At 71.5% G+C, this 18,592-nt stretch carries 17 protein-coding genes; 9 read left to right on the forward strand and 8 right to left on the reverse strand.

Annotated elements, in window-relative coordinates; genetic code table 11:
• Positions 1–12: 12 nt before the first annotated feature.
• Complete coding sequence (locus OG758_RS33625) at positions 13–1,122, forward strand: class I SAM-dependent methyltransferase (protein WP_326713363.1); 1,110 nt, start codon at positions 13–15, stop codon at positions 1,120–1,122.
• Positions 1,123–1,137: 15 nt separating this feature from the next.
• Here the strand turns inward: OG758_RS33625 and OG758_RS33630 are convergent, their stop codons facing one another.
• Entirely contained in the window at positions 1,138–2,337 is a 1,200-nt protein-coding gene (locus OG758_RS33630) for a bifunctional adenosylcobinamide kinase/adenosylcobinamide-phosphate guanylyltransferase (RefSeq protein WP_326713364.1), read from the reverse strand.
• Between the two features lie 100 nt (positions 2,338–2,437).
• Here OG758_RS33630 and OG758_RS33635 point away from each other — a divergent pair, with 100 nt between their 5' ends.
• Entirely contained in the window at positions 2,438–2,656 is a 219-nt protein-coding gene (locus OG758_RS33635; RefSeq protein ID WP_100592141.1) for a hypothetical protein, read from the forward strand.
• A 90-nt stretch (positions 2,657–2,746) separates the two neighbouring features.
• On the opposite strand, the gene OG758_RS33640 is transcribed toward OG758_RS33635, so the two are convergent.
• The 3 genes from OG758_RS33640 to OG758_RS33650 form a co-directional block, all read right to left on the reverse strand.
• Positions 2,747–3,769 (reverse strand): S1C family serine protease, encoded by a 1,023-nt coding sequence (locus OG758_RS33640; RefSeq protein WP_326716124.1) that lies wholly within the window; start codon positions 3,767–3,769, stop codon positions 2,747–2,749.
• A 195-nt stretch (positions 3,770–3,964) separates the two neighbouring features.
• Positions 3,965–4,672, reverse strand: coding sequence for a class I SAM-dependent methyltransferase (locus OG758_RS33645; protein ID WP_326713365.1), 708 nt, complete (start codon positions 4,670–4,672; stop codon positions 3,965–3,967).
• Positions 4,673–4,755: 83 nt separating this feature from the next.
• Complete coding sequence (locus tag OG758_RS33650) at positions 4,756–5,382, reverse strand: DUF3043 domain-containing protein (protein ID WP_326713366.1); 627 nt, start codon at positions 5,380–5,382, stop codon at positions 4,756–4,758.
• A gap of 272 nt (positions 5,383–5,654) precedes the next feature.
• On the opposite strand from OG758_RS33650, the gene OG758_RS33655 reads away from it, so the two are divergent.
• The 5 genes from OG758_RS33655 (at position 5,655) to OG758_RS33675 (ending at position 12,111) form a co-directional block, all read left to right on the forward strand.
• The gene (locus OG758_RS33655) at positions 5,655–6,452 is read left to right on the forward strand and encodes a PspA/IM30 family protein (RefSeq protein WP_326713367.1); all 798 of its coding nucleotides are present in this window, start codon (positions 5,655–5,657) and stop codon (positions 6,450–6,452) included.
• A gap of 21 nt (positions 6,453–6,473) precedes the next feature.
• Positions 6,474–6,752, forward strand: coding sequence for a PspA-associated protein PspAA (gene pspAA, locus OG758_RS33660; protein WP_326713368.1), 279 nt, complete (start codon positions 6,474–6,476; stop codon positions 6,750–6,752).
• Positions 6,753–6,840: 88 nt separating this feature from the next.
• The gene (locus OG758_RS33665; RefSeq protein WP_442810366.1) at positions 6,841–8,073 is read left to right on the forward strand and encodes a sensor histidine kinase; all 1,233 of its coding nucleotides are present in this window, start codon (positions 6,841–6,843) and stop codon (positions 8,071–8,073) included.
• Complete coding sequence (locus tag OG758_RS33670) at positions 8,070–8,768, forward strand: response regulator (RefSeq protein ID WP_266669756.1); 699 nt, start codon at positions 8,070–8,072, stop codon at positions 8,766–8,768. Before OG758_RS33665 ends, OG758_RS33670 begins: the two co-directional genes overlap by 4 nt.
• 187 nt (positions 8,769–8,955) lie before the next feature.
• Positions 8,956–12,111, forward strand: a complete 3,156-nt coding sequence (locus OG758_RS33675; protein WP_326713369.1) for an efflux RND transporter permease subunit — start codon at positions 8,956–8,958, stop codon at positions 12,109–12,111.
• Between the two features lie 92 nt (positions 12,112–12,203).
• Here OG758_RS33675 and nadA read toward each other — a convergent pair whose 3' ends face one another.
• On the reverse strand, positions 12,204–13,394 hold the full coding sequence (gene nadA, locus OG758_RS33680; RefSeq protein WP_326713370.1) for a quinolinate synthase NadA: 1,191 nt from the start codon (positions 13,392–13,394) through the stop codon (positions 12,204–12,206).
• Between the two features lie 279 nt (positions 13,395–13,673).
• Between nadA and OG758_RS33685 the strand changes: the two genes are divergently transcribed.
• Entirely contained in the window at positions 13,674–14,030 is a 357-nt protein-coding gene (locus tag OG758_RS33685; RefSeq protein ID WP_100592151.1) for an iron-sulfur cluster assembly accessory protein, read from the forward strand.
• Between the two features lie 86 nt (positions 14,031–14,116).
• Here the strand turns inward: OG758_RS33685 and OG758_RS33690 are convergent, their stop codons facing one another.
• Both OG758_RS33690 and OG758_RS33695 read right to left on the reverse strand, forming a co-directional pair.
• Positions 14,117–15,598 carry a hypothetical protein gene (locus OG758_RS33690; protein WP_326713371.1) on the reverse strand — a complete coding sequence of 494 codons (1,482 nt, stop codon included), beginning with the start codon at positions 15,596–15,598 and terminating at the stop codon, positions 14,117–14,119.
• 129 nt (positions 15,599–15,727) lie between these two features.
• Positions 15,728–15,940 (reverse strand): hypothetical protein, encoded by a 213-nt coding sequence (locus OG758_RS33695; protein WP_326713372.1) that lies wholly within the window; start codon positions 15,938–15,940, stop codon positions 15,728–15,730.
• A 133-nt stretch (positions 15,941–16,073) separates the two neighbouring features.
• Here OG758_RS33695 and OG758_RS33700 point away from each other — a divergent pair, with 133 nt between their 5' ends.
• Complete coding sequence (locus OG758_RS33700; RefSeq protein ID WP_326713373.1) at positions 16,074–17,048, forward strand: carbohydrate kinase family protein; 975 nt, start codon at positions 16,074–16,076, stop codon at positions 17,046–17,048.
• Positions 17,049–17,053: 5 nt separating this feature from the next.
• On the opposite strand, the gene OG758_RS33705 is transcribed toward OG758_RS33700, so the two are convergent.
• Positions 17,054–18,442 (reverse strand): cysteine desulfurase/sulfurtransferase TusA family protein, encoded by a 1,389-nt coding sequence (locus OG758_RS33705; RefSeq protein ID WP_326713374.1) that lies wholly within the window; start codon positions 18,440–18,442, stop codon positions 17,054–17,056.
• Between the last annotated feature and the right edge of the window lie 150 nt (positions 18,443–18,592).

The raw sequence follows: 18,592 nt of genomic DNA on the forward strand, positions 1-18,592 counted from the left end.
CAGGAGTTCGTGATGACCCCCACGACCGAGGCCGTCGCCGAGCGGCGGCCCGCCTATCTCACCGAACTCGCCCAGGGCACCGACCGGTTCCACGAGCCGCGCAGGACCGACTGCCCCTGGTGCGGCTCCGGCCGCCTGCGCACCCGGCTGCGGACCACCGACCTCCTCCAGCACAAGCCCGGCAGCTTCGTCGTCGACCAGTGCCGCGCCTGTTCGCACTCCTTCCAGAACCCGCGCCTGACCCCCGAGGGACTGGCCTTCTACTACCGGGACTTCTACGACGGGCTCAACGCCGGCCACTCCGCCCGGCTCCTGAACGCCCAGCACTCCGCGCGGCGCTCCGCCCGGCGCCACCGCGCCGCCGCCCGCACCCTGCTGGCCCTCATCGAGCCGGAGAGCTGGCTGGATGTCGCCACCGGGCAGGGGCACTTCCCGGCGGCCGCCAAGGAGGTCCACCCGTACACCGCCTTCGACGGGCTCGACGCCTCGGCCGCCGTCGAGGAGGGCCGCAGGGCCGGCCGCGTCGAGGAGGCCCACCGCGGCACCCTCACCGAACTCGCCCCCGCGCTCGCGGGACGCTACGACGCGCTGAGCATGTTCCACTACCTGGAGCACGCCACGGACCCGCGCGAGGAACTCAAGGCCGCCCGCACGGTCCTGCGCCCCGGCGGCCACCTCCTCGTCGAGGTCCCCGACCCCGAGAGCCGCTACGCGAAGCTGCTCGGCAAGTGGTGGGTGTCGTACTTCCAGCCCCAGCACCTGCACCTCATCCCGATGGACAACCTCAGCCGCGAGCTGGAGCGCCTCGGCTACACCGTCGTCGCGACCGACCGCCGCGAGGCGCACGTCCCGCTCGACCTCACCGCCGGCCTCGCCCTGTTCCTCGGCCACTGGCTGCCGAGCGCCGACGCTCCCTGGCGCAGCAAGGCCCCCACCCCGCTCCAGCGCGGGCTGCGCACGGCCCTCACGTACGCCGTCGTGCCCCTCGTCGCCGCGGCCTACGCGGCGGACCAGCTGCTCGCCCCGCTCGCGGGCCGCACCCGCTTCTCCAACGCCTACCGGGTCGTGGCCCGCAGGAACACCGGCGGGCCCGGCAGGGACCCGCGGCTGACCGAAGCCTGACCGAACGCGCCCGCGTCAGCCGCGCAGCACGAGCGCCTGCCCGGCCACCACGAGCAGTACCTGTTCGCACTCGGCGGCGAACGCCGTGTTCAGGCGCCCCAGTTCGTCCCGGTAGCGGCGGCCCGACGCGGTGGCCGGGACGATCCCGGAGCCCACCTCGTTCGACACGGCGACGACCGTGCGCGGGGTGCTGCGCACGGCCTCCGTCAGCGCCGCGACCTTCTCGCGCAGCGCCCGCTCCCCGCCGCCCGCCCACTCCGCGTCGTCCCAGGCCTGCACTTCGTCCATGGCGTACGTCAGCCACAGGGAGAGGCAGTCGATGAGCAGCGGGGGACCGTCCTGCGCGAGGAGCGGCACGAGGTCGCAGGTCTCCGTCGTGTTCCAGGAGCCCGGACGCCGCTCGCGGTGCAGCGCCACCCGCTGCGACCACTCGGTGTCCCCGCCCCGCGTGCCACCCGTCGCCACGTACAGCACGCCCGGGAACGCCTCGAGGCGCCGCTCGGCCTCGACCGACTTCCCGGACCTCGCCCCGCCCAGGACCAGCGTCCTGCGCGGCACGTCCGGCACGTTCTCGTACGCCCCCACCACCAGCGTCGTCCCGTCCGGCACGGCCCGCGCGCCCGCCGCCGCCAGACGGCGCGTCAGCTCCGGACCCGGCGGAACGTCGTGGTCGATGTGGACCGCGAGCACATCGGTCGTCGCCCCGATCGCCCCCACGGCCCGCAGTTTGGCCGCCGCGTCCGGGCGGTCCACGATGTCGGCGAGCACCATCTCGTACGGCCGTTCGGCCTCCTCGAAGCCCGCGGGCGCAGCGCCCGGCGGCAGATACAGGAGCCGCTCGCCGTCCGGCCCGGTCACCTCGTAGGCCGTCCCCGGCGAGTCCGTCGGCAGGGCCCGCACCCGGTGCCCGGTCAGCAGCGCCAGCTCGCTCCCGTCCGGCACCCGGACGGGCGACACGAGCCCCGCCGGCACCTCGACGGGCGGCCCGTAGTGCGGATGCGAGAGCAGCACCTGCCGTACGCCGCTGAGACTGTGCCCCGAACGGGCGGCGGCGAACGCCGCCCCCGGCGTCAGGTCGAGCAGCAGCGTGCCGTCGATCAGGAGCGCGGTCGCGGCGCGGGCACCCGGCCCGAGGGCGGTGGCGCAGGCCGCGCAGGGGCAGTCGGGGCGGGGCAGTCCGGTGGGTGCGCCGGTGCCGAGCAGAGTGAGTTCCACGGGAAGATCCTCCCGCGCCACCGCGAGCGGCGCTCGCCCGGATAGGCTTCCGGGCAGTACTCAGACCGTGAGCTGGTCCCTTGACTCTCTGGAGGCTGACATGGCGGCGTGGACGTGGAGGTTCGAGAAGTCGGACGGGACGGAGGTCCAGCCGGCGGTGCAGCCCGAGGAGTTCACGACTCAGGGCGACGCGGAGTCGTGGATCGGCGAGTACTGGAAGGCCCTCGCCGAAGGCGGCGCCGACCAGGTCACCCTCTTCGAGGACGACGCGGTGATCTACGGTCCGATGGGACTGCACGCGGAGGACGCTCCGGCGTAGGTCTGCAGGTCCGGACGGAACGCCAGGAAGAGCGGCGACCCGCACGGGTCGCCGCCCTTCTGTCGTCCGCTGTCTCCCGATACGTCCGTCCTAGATCTCGCCGAGCGTGACCTCGACCGTGTTCTCGGCCCCGTTTCTCGTGTACGCGACCGAGACCTTGTCGCCGGGCTTGAGGGAGGCGAGTTGCTCCGCGAGCGCCACCATCGTGCTGACGTCTGTGCCGTTGATCCGGGTGATGATGTCCCCGGACTGGATCCCGGCCTTCTGCGCGGCCCCGCCGTCGTTGACGTCCACGACGGCGACCCCGTCCGGCTGGTAGGAGCTGCCGAGCACCGTACGGCCCGTGATGCCGAGCGCGGCCCGCCCCGAGTCCGTGACCTTGCCCGTCTTGACGACCTGGCCGGCGACCGTCGTGACCATGGACGAGGGGATCGCGAACCCGATGCCGGGCGCCGCACCGCCGCCCATGTTGGGGTCTGTAGCGGCGAGCGTCGGGATGCCGACGACCTGCCCGTCGAGATTGACGAGGGCGCCGCCGCTGTTGCCCGGGTTGATCGCCGCGGACGTCTGCACCATGTTCCCGATCGTGGCGCCGGTCCCGCCGCCCGCGGGGTTCTCGCTGACGGTCCGCCCGGTCGCCGAGACGATGCCCTGCGTGACGCTGGAGGACAGGCCGAGCGGCGAGCCCATCGCCAGGGTGATCTGGCCGACCTCGACCTTGGACGAGTTCGCGAACTTCGCAGGCTTGAGCCCCTCGGGCACCTTGTCCAGCTTGATGACGGCGAGGTCCTGGTCGGGGTAGGCGTAGACGAGCGTCGCGGTCAGCTCGATCTCGCTGTTGGACGTGGTCACCTTGAACGTCTTCTCGTTGCCGACCACGTGCGCGTTGGTGACGATGTGCCCCTTGTCGTCGTAGACGATCCCGGAGCCTTGCTCGGACGAGCCCTGGATCTGGACGACCGACGGCAGGACGTCCCTGATCACCTTCTGGTAGTCGGCCTGCAGAGCGTTGCCGGAGACGGCCGCGGCCTGCTCCGTGGTGCCGGACGGCTTCGTCGACGGGCCGGACGGGCCGGAGGAGTCGGAGCCGGAGCAGCCGCCTGCCAGGGCCATCGAGCAGACGACGGCGGTCAGCGGCAGCGCGAGCCGCGGAACGCGGGCACGCCCGCTACGAGTGGCACGGGTACGCGTACGGGAGCCAGTGAGAGAGCGGGGACGGGCACGGAAAACATCCATGCCCGAATTGTCGCCGTCGTCCGGTTGTTCCTGCCTGTGATGGACCGCCGAACAGGGGGTGCGCCGGGGCCCTCAGCCCCGCACGCCGCACAGGTGCAGCAGCGCCGCCACCCGGCGGTACGGCTCCGTGCGGCCCGCCCGCTCCTCCGCCGCGAGCAGCGTGTGGAACTCGCCGGGCGGCGGCACGGGCACGTCGTCCCCCGCCGTGTCCGTGAAGACCCGCACGCCGTACCAGGCGTGCAGCGGAGCCCCGATCCCGGCCAGCGTCGCGGTCAGTGCGTCGAGCCGGTCGGCCCGCACGTCGAGCCCGAGCCGGTTGCGGTACGAGAGCGTGTCGAAGGAGCCGAGCGCCGCCTGCCAGTCCCCGGCGAGGCCGGGCCGCACGGCGAGCGCGTCACCGTTGCGCACGAGGAGCGAGAGCAGGCCGCCGGGGGCCAGCATCCGCGCCAGACCCGCGAGCAGCGCGTCGGGGTCCTCGACGTACATCAGGACCCCGTGGCACAGGACCACGTCGAAGCTGCCGGGCAGGAAGTGCACCCCGGTCTCACGGCCGTCACCCTCCACGAGGCGCACCCGGCCGCGGATGCCCTCGGGCTCCTCGGCGAGCGCGGCCCGCGCTGCGGCGACCATCCCGGGATCCTGCTCGACCCCGGTCACCTGATGTCCGGCACGCGCGAGGCGCAGGGCCTGTGTGCCCTGGCCCATGCCGACGTCGAGGATCCGCAGCCGCTGCCCGACGGGGTAGCGCGCGGCCAGCTGCTCGTCGAGCTGCCGGGCCACGAGCTCCTGGCGTACGGAATTGCGCAGACCGCTCAGCTTGCCGAGCCAGGACGCCGCGGCGCCGCCGGAGAAGGCCTCCGTGCTCAGGGCCGCTCCCCGCGCTTGACCTGGGGCTTGGGCAGACGGAGCCGGCGCATCTGGAGCGTGCGCATCAGGGCGTACGCGACGGCGCCCTTCTTCGGCTCGTTCGGGAACTTCTCGGCCAGGCGCTTCTTCAGGCGGAACGCCGTCACGACCGAGTCGAGCACGATCAGCACGATCACGATGAGCCAGAGCAGCAGCGCGACGTTCTGGAGACTCGAGATCCGGACCATGGTCATCACGAGGATGATCACCGCCAGGGGCAGGAAGAACTCGGCGATGCAGAAACGCGAGTCGACGAAGTCGCGCGCGAACTTTCGCACCGGACCCTTGTCGCGGGCGGGAAGATAACGCTCGTCACCGCTGGCGAGCGCCTGGCGCTGCCTCTCCATCGCGGTGCGGCGCTCGTCGCGCTGCCGCTTCGACGCCTCCTTGCGGGTCGTCGGCGTATTGGCCACGCTGCGGCGCTGGGTCTGGGCCTGGCTGCGCTTGGGCGTGGGGCGGCCCTTGGGGGCCTGCGGGTCACGGGGCTGCGTGGAGTTGGTCACCGGTGCCTTGGCGGCCGGGGCCTTCTCGTCCTTGGATCGGCTACGGAACACAAAGCCCAAGGGTACGTGGTGCGGGCGCATGGACCAGAGGCGAGTGGGGAACGATCCGGCAACACCCTGCGTCAGTGTTGCTGAGCGTTCCCGGCAGCTGCACCGCGTGCTCGTAGATCCGGCCACCCCAGGGGGACACCTACTCCCTGCGCCGGAGCGGGACCGGACGCAGTCGTCCTTGGGGATGAGCGCATCCGCACCTGAACAGTGCGGTAATAGAGGCAGGACCCGTACTGTGGGTTCTGTCGCAGTGCTGGTGCTGGACGTCTGCTGGATCTGTCAGAAGGGGGCGCGCGAAGCCCATGAGCGGTGTCATGAAGCGTATGGGGATGATCTTCCGCGCGAAGGCGAACAAGGCCCTTGACCGGGCCGAGGACCCGCGCGAGACCCTCGATTACTCGTACCAGAAGCAGCTGGAGCTGCTCCAGAAGGTGCGCCGCGGCGTCGCCGACGTGGCGACCTCGCGCAAGCGCCTGGAGCTGCAGCTCAACCAGCTCCAGTCCCAGTCGTCCAAGCTGGAGGACCAGGGCCGCAAGGCGCTCGCGCTCGGCCGCGAGGACCTGGCCCGCGAGGCGCTCTCGCGCCGGGCGGCCCTCCAGCAGCAGGTCACCGACCTGGAGACGCAGCACCAGACCCTCCAGGGCGAGGAGGAGAAGCTCACCCTCGCGGCGCAGCGCCTCCAGGCCAAGGTCGACGCCTTCCGTACGAAGAAGGAGACGATCAAGGCGACGTACACCGCGGCCCAGGCACAGACCCGGATCGGAGAGGCCTTCTCCGGCATCTCCGAGGAGATGGGCGACGTGGGCATGGCCATCCAGCGTGCCGAGGACAAGACGGCGCAGCTCCAGGCCAGGGCCGGCGCGATCGACGAGCTGCTCGCCTCCGGCGCCCTCGACGACCAGTCCGGCCTCGCCAAGGACGACATCCAGAGCGAGCTGGACCGTCTCTCCGGTGGTACGGATGTAGAGCTGGAACTCCAGCGGATGAAGGCCGAACTGTCGGGCGGCTCCTCCTCGCAGCAGCAGGCCATCGAGGGCGGTCAGGGCCAGCAGTCCCCGACGCAGACGCCGCAGGACACACCGCGCTTCGACAAGCAGTAGTCCCACGCCGAGGAGGGCGTCATGATCGTACGGATCATGGGGGAGGGGCAGGTGGAGCTGGCCGACAGCCACTTCACCGAGCTCAACAAGCTCGACAACGAGCTCCTGGCCGAGATGGAGAACGGGGACGGCCCCGGTTTCCGCCGCACGCTCAACGCCCTGCTCGAAACGGTCCGCTCCGTCGGCACCCCGCTGCCCGACGCGTCACTCGAACCTTCGGAACTTATTCTTCCGTCCCCGGACGCGACCCTGGAAGAGGTCCGGAAGATGCTCAGCGACGACGGTCTGATCCCTGGCTGAGCCGCTGCCCGCGGTACGTGGCCCGTCGCGCGTACCGCTGATGGACGGGCCTGCCGCGCACGGACGAGGGGGCGATACCGTGACGCCGGTGACCCCCTTCGTACGCTGGGCCAGGACTCACCCCCGGGCCATGGACGCGGCCCTCGCGGCGGCGGTGCTGCTCTGCATGATCGCCGCCTCCTTCGCCGATCCGAACGGTGGCCGCGACGGCACCCCCACCTGGGGCACCCGCAGCCCCCAGGTCCTCAGCGTCGTCCTCATGGTGCTCGGCGCGGCCGCCCTCGTCCTGCGCCGCCGCGCCCCCATGGCGGTCCTCGCGGCCACCTCCGCCGTCACCCTGGCCGAACTCGTCACCGGCGACCCCCGTGCGCCCGTCGCGATGAGCGCCGTCGTGGCGCTCTACACCGTCGCCGCCACCACCGACCGCCCCACCACGTGGCGCGTCGGTCTCGCCACCATGGCCGTCCTCTCCGGCGCCGCCATGCTGGCCGGCCCCCTGCCCTGGTACTCGCAGGAGAACCTCGGCGTCTTCGCCTGGACCGGCATGGCCGCCGCGGCCGGGGACGCCGTGCGCAGCCGGCGCGCGTTCGTCGACGCGATCCGCGAGCGGGCCGAGCGGGCCGAGCGCACCCGCGAGGAGGAGGCCCGGCGCCGGGTCGCCGAGGAGCGTCTGCGCATCGCCCGTGACCTTCACGACGTCGTCGCGCACCACATCGCCCTGGTCAACGTCCAGGCGGGCGTCGCCTCGCACGTCATGGACAAGCGCCCCGACCAGGCCAAGGAGGCCCTGTCGCACGTGCGCGAGGCGAGCCGCTCCGCGCTCAACGAACTCCGCGCCACCGTGGGCCTGCTGAGGCAGTCCGGCGACCCCGAGGCGCCCACCGAACCGGCACCGGGGCTCGACCGCCTCGAAGACCTCGTCGGCACGTTCCGCAACGCCGGTCTGCCCGTCGAGGTCGCCTGCGCCGACCGGGCCACCGGGCTGCAGGCCGCCGTCGACCTGGCCGCCTACCGCATCATCCAGGAGGCACTGACCAATGTGCAGAAGCATGCGGGCGCCGAGGCCAAGGCCGAGGTCAGCGTCTTGCGCGTAGGCCCGAACATCGAGGTCACGATCCTCGACAACGGGCCCGGCACCGAGCAGCCCTCGCCCGACAGCGGCGGCCACGGCCTCCTCGGCATGCGCGAGCGCGTCGCCGCGATCGGCGGCAGCTGCTCGGCGGGACCGCGCTACGGGGGCGGGTTCCGCGTCCATGCGATCCTGCCCGTCCAGGCCCACGCCACGGCGGGCCTCGCCACGGACACGGGGGACGCTGGATGACCATCCGGGTACTGCTCGCCGACGACCAGGCCCTGCTGCGCAGCGCTTTTCGCGTCCTCGTGGACTCCGAACCCGACATGCTCGTCGTGGGCGAGGCCTCGAACGGCGCGGAGGCGGTCAGCCTCGCCAAGTCGGAGAAGGCCGACGTCGTCCTGATGGACATCCGGATGCCCGGCACCGACGGACTCGCCGCGACCCGCCTGATCAGCGCCGACCCCGAACTGGCACACGTACGCGTCGTGATGCTCACGACGTTCGAGGTCGACGAGTACGTCGTCCAGTCGCTGCGCGCGGGCGCCTCCGGCTTCCTCGGCAAGGGCGCCGAACCCGAGGAGCTCCTCGGTGCCGTGCGGATCGCCGCCGCGGGCGAGGCTCTCCTGTCGCCGGTCGCGACCAAGGGCCTGATCGCCAAGTTCCTCGCCCAGGGCGAGGGGTACGGCGACTGGGAGGACGGCGCGCGCCCCGGCGGCGCCCACGGCGAACGTCTCGCCGCGCTGACCACCCGCGAGCGCGAAGTGCTCGTCCAGGTCGCCGGCGGCCACTCGAACGACGAGATCGCGGAGCGCCTCCAGGTCAGCCCGCTCACGGTCAAGACCCATGTGAACCGCGCCATGGCCAAGCTCGGCGCGCGGGACCGTGCCCAACTCGTAGTAATCGCGTACGAATCGGGCCTGGTCCGTCCAAGGGTGGAGTGAGCCGGGGTCTCCGCGTACTACGGGCGCAGTATGCGGCGCATAAGAACGGGACCTGGGAGCGACGGATCCGCCCTCGCGCATGACTGAGGGTGTAGGGGGCCCCGCACGTGTCTTCGGACGCACCCACGTGTCCCCGGACGCCCGGGGCCTCCTCCTGCCGCGCTTGCCACAGAGAGAGACCCACACCATGTCCTGGCTGTCGAGATTCAGCCTCGCTCAACGGGCCCTGATCGGGCTGATGTCGATCATCGCGATCGTCTTCGGCGCCATCGCGATCCCCCAGCTCAAGCAGCAGCTGCTGCCCTCCATCGAACTGCCCATGGTGTCCGTCCTGGCCCCGTACCAGGGCGCGTCTCCCGACGTGGTCGAGAAGCAGGTCATCGAGCCGCTCGAGTCGACCATCGACGCGGTCGACGGCATCACCGGCATCACCTCCACGGCGAGCGAGGGCAACGCCGTGATCATGGCCCAGTTCGACTACGGCAACGGCTCCAAGCAGCTCGTCGCCGACGTCCAGCAGGCCGTGAACCGGGCCCGCGCCCAGCTCCCCGACGACGTCGACCCGCAGGTCATCGCGGGCTCCACGGACGACATACCGACCGTCGTCCTCGCCGTCACGTCCGACAAGGACCAGCAGGCGCTCGCCGACCAGCTCGACAAGACCGTCGTCCCGTCCCTCAAGGACATCGACGGCGTCGGCCAGGTCACCGTCGACGGTGTGCGCGACCTCCAGGTCACCGTCACCCCCGACGACAAGAAGCTCGCCGCGGCCGGGATCAGCCAGACCGCGCTCGGCCAGTCCCTCCAGGCGGGCGGCGCGACCCTGCCCGCCGGCTCCTTCGACGAGGGCGGCAGCAACCGCACCGTCCAGGTCGGCGGCGGCTTCACCTCCCTGAAGCAGATCGAGGACCTGATGGTCACCGGCGAGGGCGTCAGGAAGCCCGTACGCCTCGGTGACGTCGCCGAGGTCGCGCAGCGGCCCGCGAAGGCCGACTCGATCACCCGCACCGACGGCAGGCCCAGCCTCGCGGTCATGGTCACGATGGACCACGACGGCAGCGCGGTCGCCATCTCCGACGCGGTCAAGGACAAGCTCCCCGGCCTGCGCAAGGACCTCGGCACCGGCGCGAAGCTCACGGTCGTCAGCGACCAGGGCCCCGCGGTCTCCAAGTCCATCGACGGCCTGACGACGGAAGGCGCGCTCGGTCTCCTCTTCGCCGTCCTCGTCATCCTGGTGTTCCTGGCGTCGATCCGCTCGACCCTGGTCACCGCGGTCTCGATCCCGCTCTCGGTCGTCCTGGCCCTGATCGTCCTGTGGACCCGCGACCTCTCGCTCAACATGCTCACGCTCGGCGCGCTGACCATCGCGATCGGCCGCGTCGTGGACGACTCCATCGTCGTCCTGGAGAACATCAAGCGGCACCTCGGCTACGGCGAGGAGCGCCAGGAGGCGATCCTCAAGGCGGTCCGCGAGGTCGCGGGCGCCGTCACGTCGTCCACCCTGACCACCGTCGCCGTCTTCCTGCCCATCGGCCTGGTGGGCGGCATGGTCGGCGAGCTGTTCGGCTCGTTCTCGCTGACGGTCACGGCGGCCCTGCTGGCCTCGCTGATCGTCTCGCTCACCGTCGTCCCGGTCCTGTCGTACTGGTTCCTGCGCCCGCCCAAGGCGATCAAGGGCGTCGACCCGGAGGAGGCGCGCCGCAAGGCGGAGGAGAAGGAGGCGCGGTCCTGGCTCCAGCGGATCTACGTCCCCGTCCTGCGCTTCGCGACCCGTCGCCGCCTCACCAGCGTCCTCATCGCGGTCGTGGTGCTGGTCGGCACGTTCGGCATGGCCCCCATGCTGAAGACGAACTTCTTCGACCAGGGCGAGCAGGAAGTCCTGTCCATCAAGCAGGAGCTGAAGCCGGGCACCAGCCTGGCGGCGACCGACGCCGAGGCGAAGAAGGTCGAGAAGCTGCTCGAGGGCGTCGACTCGGTCAAGGACTACCAGGTCACCATCGGCTCGTCCGGCTTCATGGCGGCCTTCGGCGGCGGCACCGACACCAACCAGGCCTCGTACCAGGTGACGCTGAAGGACAAGGCGTCGTACGAGAAGACCCGGGACCGCATCGAGAAGGGTCTCGGTGAGATCTCCGGGATCGGCCGGACCACCATCGCGGCCGGTGACGGCTTCGGCAGCCAGGACCTGAGCGTCGTGGTGAAGGCGGCCGACGGCCAGGTCCTGCGCAAGGCGGCCGACGAGGTCCGCGACGAGGTCGCCGGGCTCGACGGCGTCACGGACGTCACCAGCGACCTGTCGCAGTCGGTCCCGCGCATCTCGGTCAAGGCCAACTCCAGGGCCGCGGCCGCCGGGTTCAACGACACCACGCTCGGCGCGGCCGTCGGCCAGGCCGTGCGCGGTACGACCAGCGGCAAGGCGATCCTCGACGACACCGAGCGCGACGTCGTCGTGAAGTCGGCGAAGCCCGCCACGACCATGGACGAGCTCAAGAAGCTCCCGATGGGCCCCCGCGGTCTGAAGCTCGGCGACATCGCCACGGTGAAGCTGGTCGACGGGCCGGTCTCCATGACCCGGATCGACGGCGCCCGCGCCGCGACGATCACGGCCAGGCCGACCGGTGACAACACCGGCGCGGTCAGCGCCGACCTCCAGACGAAGATCAACGCGCTGAAGCTGCCCGCGGGCGCGAAGGCCACGATCGGCGGCGTCACGTCCGACCAGGACGACGCGTTCAAGAACCTCGGCCTCGCGATGCTGGCCGCGATCGCGATCGTGTTCATGCTCCTGGTCGCCACGTTCCGCTCGCTGGCGCAGCCGCTGATCCTGCTGGTCTCGATCCCGTTCGCGGCGACCGGTGCGATCGGCCTGCTCATCGCCACCGGCACCCCGATGGGTGTACCGGCGATGATCGGCATGCTGATGCTCATCGGCATCGTGGTCACCAACGCGATCGTCCTGATCGACCTGATCAACCAGTACCGCAAGGAGGGCTACGGCACGATCGAGGCGGTCATCGAGGGCGGCCGCCACCGTCTGCGCCCGATCCTCATGACGGCCCTGGCGACGATCTTCGCCCTGCTCCCGATGGCGCTCGGCGTCACGGGTGAGGGCGGTTTCATCGCCCAGCCGCTCGCGGTGGTGGTGATCGGCGGTCTGATCACGTCGACGCTCCTGACGCTCCTCCTCGTCCCGACGCTCTACGCGATGCTGGAGCTCCGTAAGGAGCGGCGCCGCAAGAAGCGCGAGGCGAAGCGGGCGAAGAAGGCCGGGGTGACGGCCGAGCCGGAGGCCGCGGAGGCCTCGGAGTCCGAGTCCGGCGAGCCGGAGCCGGCGGGCGTCTGACCCGTTCGGCTGACCCGTTCGGCGGAAAGCCCGGAGCCCGGGTCCCACCTTCGTGTGGGACCCGGGCTCCGGGCTTTCCGCGGCTTTCGCGCCTACGGCAGCGCCAGCATCCGCTCCAGCGCCTGCTTCGCGAACTGCTCGGTCTCGCGGTCGACCTCGATCCGGTTGACCAGGTTGCCCTCGGCCAGGGACTCCAGGGTCCACACCAGGTGCGGCAGGTCGATGCGGTTCATCGTCGAGCAGAAGCAGACCGTCTTGTCGAGGAAGACGATCTCCTTGTCGGGGTGCGCGTTGGCGAGGCGCCGCACCAGGTTGAGCTCGGTGCCGATCGCCCACTTCGACCCGGCCGGGGCCGCGTCGAGGGCCTTGATGATGTACTCCGTCGAGCCGACCTCGTCCGCCGCGGCGACGACCTCGTGCTTGCACTCGGGGTGCACCAGGACCCGTACGCCGGGGATCCGCTCGCGGACGTCGTCGACCGAGTCGATCGAGAAGCGCCCGTGCACCGAGCAGTGCCCGCGCCAAAGGATCATCTTCGCGTTCCGCAGCTCCTCGGCGGTCAGGCCGCCGTTCGGCTTGTGCGGGTTGTACAGGACGCAGTCCTCCAGGGACATCCCCATGTCCCGCACGGCGGTGTTGCGCCCGAGGTGCTGGTCCGGCAGGAAGAGCACCTTCTCGCCCTGCTCGAAGGCCCAGTCGAGGGCCCTCTTCGCGTTCGACGAGGTACAGATCGTGCCGCCGTGCTTGCCGGTGAACGCCTTGATGTCCGCGGAGGAGTTCATGTACGAGACGGGCACGACCTGCTCGGCGATGCCGGCCTCGGTCAGCACGTCCCAGCACTCGGCGACCTGCTCGGCGGTGGCCATGTCGGCCATGGAGCACCCGGCGGCCAGGTCGGGCAGGACCACCTTCTGGTCGTCGCCGGTGAGGATGTCGGCGGACTCGGCCATGAAGTGCACACCGCAGAAGACGATGTACTCGGCCTCCGGCCGGGCGGCCGCGTCGCGGGCGAGCTTGAAGGAGTCGCCGGTGACGTCCGCGAACTGGATGACCTCGTCGCGCTGGTAGTGGTGGCCGAGAACGAAGACCTTGTCCCCGAGCTTCTCCTTGGCCGCGCGGGCGCGCTCCACCAGGTCCGGGTCGGACGGGGAGGGCAGGTCTCCAGGGCACTCCACACCGCGCTCGCTCCGCGGGTCGGCCTCGCGGCCGAGCAGCAGGAGAGCCAGCGGAGTCGGCTGAACGTCCAGGTCAACGGGGGTCTGGGCCGTGGTCACGTCACGCACCCTTTCTTGTTATGACATTCGTGCGGCGAGGCTTCTCGTCGAAATGACGCTATCTATCATAACTGCTTCACGTCAGAATGACGATGGCCATCGTGTCGATGTGACGCAATCCGCGTGGACCGGCCCGTGCCCCCCGCGCGCAGGGTGTGCGAGCATGAAAGGGCAAGGAAGCCGAACTCGCCGAGAGGCGAAACACGAGCGCCAGGGCCGGAATGAAACCGCGGCCCCGCCGGTTGGAACGTCGGCAAGCAGTCTCCGTACAACCCTGGAGAGAAGCAGATGTCCGTATCGGACGAGACCACCACCGTGAGCGACGGCATCCTCCTGTCCGACGCCGCCGCGGCCAAGGTCAAGGCCCTCCTTGACCAGGAAGGGCGCGACGACCTGGCGCTGCGTGTCGCGGTACAGCCCGGAGGCTGCTCCGGCCTGCGTTACCAGCTCTTCTTCGACGAGCGCTCCCTCGACGGGGACGTCGTGAAGGACTTCGGTGGCGTCAAGGTCGTCACCGACCGCATGAGCGCCCCGTACCTGGGCGGCGCCTCCGTCGACTTCGTCGACACCATCGAGAAGCAGGGCTTCACGATCGACAACCCGAACGCCACGGGCTCCTGCGCCTGCGGCGACTCGTTCAGCTGAGTCTGAGCCCGTACGTACACGAAGCGGCGGTTCCCCGGTCGAAGGGGAACCGCCGCTTCGTGTTTCACGGGGTTTTCGTCACGGGGTCAGCTCTGCGGCGCCGGCGCGTACCCCCGCTTGCCGTCCGCGTGCGGCACCGCCCTGTCCTGGGAGTCCACGACCTTCCGGCCGTCGAGCGGCTCGTCCAGCGTCACCGGCAGCGTGTAGAACTTCGCCATCGCGATGCAGACCGTGCCCTCCTTCCGCGTCTCCGTGACCTTCAGGGCGACCGTGCCGTCCTTCTGCGTCGCGGTGGCCGTGTAGGTGCTGCACACGCCGCCCGTGAAGTGCGCCGTCAGGGTCCGCCCCTCCACCGTGTAGCCGTCGGGGCGCACGTCGCGGGTGTCGGTCCCCGGGGCACCGGGCTCGACGCTCGGCCGCGGGCTCGGCTTGTCGTCCGGCCCCGGCGTGTGCGGCGACGTCAGGAACTTCGGGTCCACCGCGGGATGCGTCACCGTGAACGCCGCCTGCCCGCCCTGCGGCCTCACCTGGAACAGCCACGACGGTACGAGGATCTGCCGCCCCTGCGTGAACTGCGCCGCGAGCCCGAACGTGGCCCCGGTGACATGGACCGGCTCCGCCGCGGGCAGCTTCGTCGGCGCCTTGCACGGTGCCTCGTCCCGCTCCGTCACCGGCACCGGGCTCGCGCAGCCGCCGATACCGACGCGACCGGCCCCGACAGCCTCGGAGTTGAGCAGATCGAGCGTCTTCTGCGCGCTGATCACGGGGTACGTGTCCCCCTTGACCGGCTTCTTCAACTGGCCGCTGCCGCCGACCACTTGACCGTCCGAGCCGACCTGGACGCCCGTGGTCCAGCCGTACGTGGGCAGGTCACCCACGCGGGGCTCCGCGTTCACCACCCTTACCGCGCCCATCAGTTGGCGCGCGTCGAGCTTCGCGTCGTCCTGGCCGAGCGCCTTGAGCACCGGAGCCGCCGCCTTCTTCGCGGCGTCCTCGCTCACGGCGTCCTTGGTGCTGCCGTTCCCCGGCGCCTCGGTGCACTGGGTGGGGCTCGCGCACTTGTGGCCCGCGGACGGTGCGTAGCGCGCGTACGTCCAGGCGCCGGGGGCCCGCTCGGTCACCTGGAGTGAGGGGCCCGAGCCGTCCTTCGCCGGGCCCACCTTCCAGGCGCCGTTTTCCAGGCGCGGGGCGCCCTGCGCGTCGAGCGTCCTGGCGAGCGCGGTGACATCGGCCGCGGTCACCTTGCCCTCGCTCCGGTAGACGGGCGCGTCGCCGGGGCCGGTGGGGAGCTTGCCGTCGGCCCGGTAGCGGGTGCCGTTCGGGTCGGGCTCGCCCGGCGCGATTCCCGAGGTGGAGCCCGTGCCGCCCTCCTGGTAGCCGTCCAGGGGCAGCGGCGGGGGAGTGGAGCCGTCGCCGGCCGCCGGAGTCCCGCCGCGGCCGTCGCCGTCGGCCGAGGCCGCCGCGAAATACGCGCCACCGCCACCGACGAGGAGTACCGCTGCCGCGACCGAGGCGACGGCCAGCGGGGACCGCCCCCGGTGTCGATCCTGCGTCTGCTCGGTGCTCACCGCATCGCTCCTTAGCTGCCGCGTCGTACGCCGTATCCCCTGTACGGGGGACAGCGATGGGACGCAGCGGGGGAGCGTGCGGTTCCCTCCTCGCTCCCCAGGGCCCGCGCGGGCGCCTCTCCAGTCCCCCTAGTCCCCGTACTCGGACATCGAATCGATGAGCCGCGCGGACTTGGAGGGCACGACGACGCCGTGGGGGAGGGAGGGGGCGACGGGAGTCTGCTTGTCCTTGGCGGGGGCCGTCCAGTGCGGGGCCATTCGGGCGCAGTCGCCGCGCAGGGAGGCGAGGCCGCCTTCGAGGTCGAGCGGTGCGGACGCGGTGCGGACCTTGAGGTTCGTCATAGAGGAACGCTATGCAGGTCCGGCCCCGCGAAGAAAGACCTACTATCGGGTAGTTTTGCCACTTCAGTCGGACGGACGCGACCCGGTAGCGTAAAGCGTCAACCCCCTCCGCTCAGGAAGACGTGACCACGCCGTGCGTATCGCAGTCACCGGCTCCATCGCCACCGACCACCTCATGACCTTCCCCGGCCGCTTCGCCGACCAGCTCGTCGCGGATCAGCTGCACACGGTCTCCCTCTCCTTCCTCGTCGACAACCTCGACGTCCGCCGGGGCGGTGTCGGCGCGAACATCGCGTTCGGCATGGGGCAGCTCGGCACGGACCCGATCCTGGTCGGCGCCGCGGGCTCCGACTTCGACGAGTACCGCGCCTGGCTCGACCGGCACGGCGTGGACACCGACTCCGTCCGCATCTCCGAGGTCCTGCACACGGCCCGTTTCGTCTGCACCACGGACGCCGACCACAACCAGATCGGCTCCTTCTACACGGGCGCCATGAGCGAGGCCCGCCTCATCGAGCTGCAGGCCGTCGCCGAGCGCGTCGGCGGCCTCGACCTCGTGCTGATCGGCGCGGACGACCCGGAGGGCATGCTCCGCCACACAGAGGAGTGCCGCTCGCGCTCCATCCCGTTCGCCGCGGACTTCTCGCAGCAGATCGCCCGGATGAACGGCGACGAGATCCGCACGCTCCTGGACGGCGCGACGTACCTCTTCTCGAACGAGTACGAGAAGGGCCTCATCGAGAGCAAGACCGGCTGGACCGACGAGGAGATCCTCGGCAAGGTCGGCCACCGCGTCACGACGCTCGGCTCGCGCGGCGTCCGCATCGAGAGCGTCGGCGAGGACCCGATCGAGGTCGGCTGCGCCGAGGAGGAGGCCAAGGTCGACCCGACCGGCGTCGGCGACGCGTTCCGCGCGGGCTTCCTGTCCGGCCTGGCCTGGGGCGTCGGCCATGAGCGCGCCGCCCAGGTCGGCTGCATGCTCGCCACGCTGGTCATCGAGACCCTCGGCACGCAGGAGTACCAGCTGCGCCGCGGCCACTTCATGGACCGCTTCACCAAGGCGTACGGCCACGAGGCCGCGGCCGAGGTCAGGGAGTACCTGAAGTAGTCCCGTCAGGAGAGCCGGCGGACCACGTAGGCGGCACCGCGCTCCGCCGGCTCCTCCCCGACGTACTCCTGGCTCCGCATCTCGCACCACGCCGGGATGTCGAGCCGCGCCGCCTCGTCATCGGCGAGCACGGTCACGGTCCCGCCCACCGGCACGTCCCCGATCACCTTCGCCAGCTCGATGACGGGGATCGGGCACCGTTTGCCGAGCGCGTCGACCACGAGCGAGGGCGCACTCGCCGGCGCGGGGGCGGGCGCGGTCACGGCCGTCGCCCCCAGCCGCTCCCGTACCGACGCCACCGTCCCCGGCAGCACCCCGAGGAACCGCTCGACGTCGTCCCCGGTCGTCCCGAGCGGCAGCGACACCCGTACGTTCCCCTCGCTCAGCACCCCCATCGCCTTGAGCACATGGCTCGGCGTCAGCGTGCTGCTCGTGCACGACGATCCGGACGAAACAGAAAAACCGGCCCGGTCCAGCTCGTGCAGCAGAGTCTCTCCGTCGACATAGAGACAGGAGAAGGTCACCACGTGCGGCAGCCGCCGCACCGGGTCGCCCACCACCTCGACATCGGGCACGAGCCCCGGCACCCGGGCCCGGATCCGCTCCGTCAACTCCCGCAGCCGCGCGTCCTCCTCGGCGGCCTCGGCCCGCACCGCCCGCAGTGAGGCCGCCGCCGCCACGACGGCCGGAATGTTCTCGAACCCGGCCGCCCGCCCCGACTCCCGCTCGTCGGCCGGGCCTTGGGCCGCGAACCGCACCCCCTTGCGCACGGCGAGCAGTCCTACTCCCGCCGGGCCGCCCCACTTGTGCGCGCTGCCCGCGAGCAGCGACCAGTCGCCCTCGACCGGCCCCCACGCGAGCGACTGCGCCGCGTCCACGAGCAGCGGCACCCCGGCGGCCCGGCACGCCGCGGCGACCTCGGCCACCGGCTGCACCGTCCCCACCTCGTGGTTGGCGGACTGGAGACAGGCGAGCGCCGTGTCCTCCCTGAGCGCGTCGGCGTACGCGCCGGGGGAGACGGAACCGGCCCGGTCCACGCCCACCTCGGTCACCGAACCGCCGTCCGTCTCCAGCGCGGCAGCCGAATGGAGTACCGAGGAGTGCTCGACCGCGGAAACCACCAGATGCCGGCCGACACGTCGACGCCCCGCGAGCGCGCCGGAGATTCCCGCATGCACGGCGCGCGTCCCCGAAGGGGTGAAAACAAGCTCATCCGGGCGGCAGCCCACGGCGTCCGCGGCGGCCTCACGGGCCGCGTCCAGCAGCAGCCGGGCCCGCCTCCCCTCGCGGTAGAGCCGGGCGGGGTCGGCCCACCCCTCGTCCAGCGAGGCGAGCAGCGCCTGCCGGGCCACGGGGTGCAGGGGAGCGGAGGATGCAGCGTCGAAGTAGGACACACTGCAACGGTAAAGCCCCGGGTGAGCGCGGCGTCGGGCCAGGGGCGCGGAGAGCGGCGCGCCCCCCGCCGCCCGGAGCGCGCACCCGTCGGACCGCCCGCCCCGCGCCCACCGGACATCCCCCCGATCCCCCGTCAGATCCCCCCGGAA

Origin of the sequence: Streptomyces sp. NBC_01474, from assembly GCF_035918215.1 — a bacterium.
Taxonomy (GTDB): domain Bacteria; phylum Actinomycetota; class Actinomycetes; order Streptomycetales; family Streptomycetaceae; genus Streptomyces; species Streptomyces aureus.

What these genes read in the sequence shown, in the direction of transcription:
- OG758_RS33640 (WP_326716124.1), bottom strand. Translation starts at nt 3,769, where the DNA reads ATGGCCCTGGCAGGCGGCTGCTCCGGCTCCGACTCCTCCGGCCCGTCC.
- OG758_RS33635 (WP_100592141.1), top strand. Translation starts at nt 2,438, where the DNA reads ATGGCGGCGTGGACGTGGAGGTTCGAGAAGTCGGACGGGACGGAGGTC.
- OG758_RS33695 (WP_326713372.1), bottom strand. Translation starts at nt 15,940, where the DNA reads ATGACGAACCTCAAGGTCCGCACCGCGTCCGCACCGCTCGACCTCGAA.
- OG758_RS33670 (WP_266669756.1), top strand. Translation starts at nt 8,070, where the DNA reads ATGACCATCCGGGTACTGCTCGCCGACGACCAGGCCCTGCTGCGCAGC.
- OG758_RS33650 (WP_326713366.1), bottom strand. Translation starts at nt 5,382, where the DNA reads ATGCGCCCGCACCACGTACCCTTGGGCTTTGTGTTCCGTAGCCGATCC.
- pspAA (WP_326713368.1), top strand. Translation starts at nt 6,474, where the DNA reads ATGATCGTACGGATCATGGGGGAGGGGCAGGTGGAGCTGGCCGACAGC.
- OG758_RS33675 (WP_326713369.1), top strand. Translation starts at nt 8,956, where the DNA reads ATGTCCTGGCTGTCGAGATTCAGCCTCGCTCAACGGGCCCTGATCGGG.
- OG758_RS33685 (WP_100592151.1), top strand. Translation starts at nt 13,674, where the DNA reads ATGTCCGTATCGGACGAGACCACCACCGTGAGCGACGGCATCCTCCTG.
- OG758_RS33625 (WP_326713363.1), top strand. Translation starts at nt 13, where the DNA reads ATGACCCCCACGACCGAGGCCGTCGCCGAGCGGCGGCCCGCCTATCTC.
- OG758_RS33655 (WP_326713367.1), top strand. Translation starts at nt 5,655, where the DNA reads ATGAGCGGTGTCATGAAGCGTATGGGGATGATCTTCCGCGCGAAGGCG.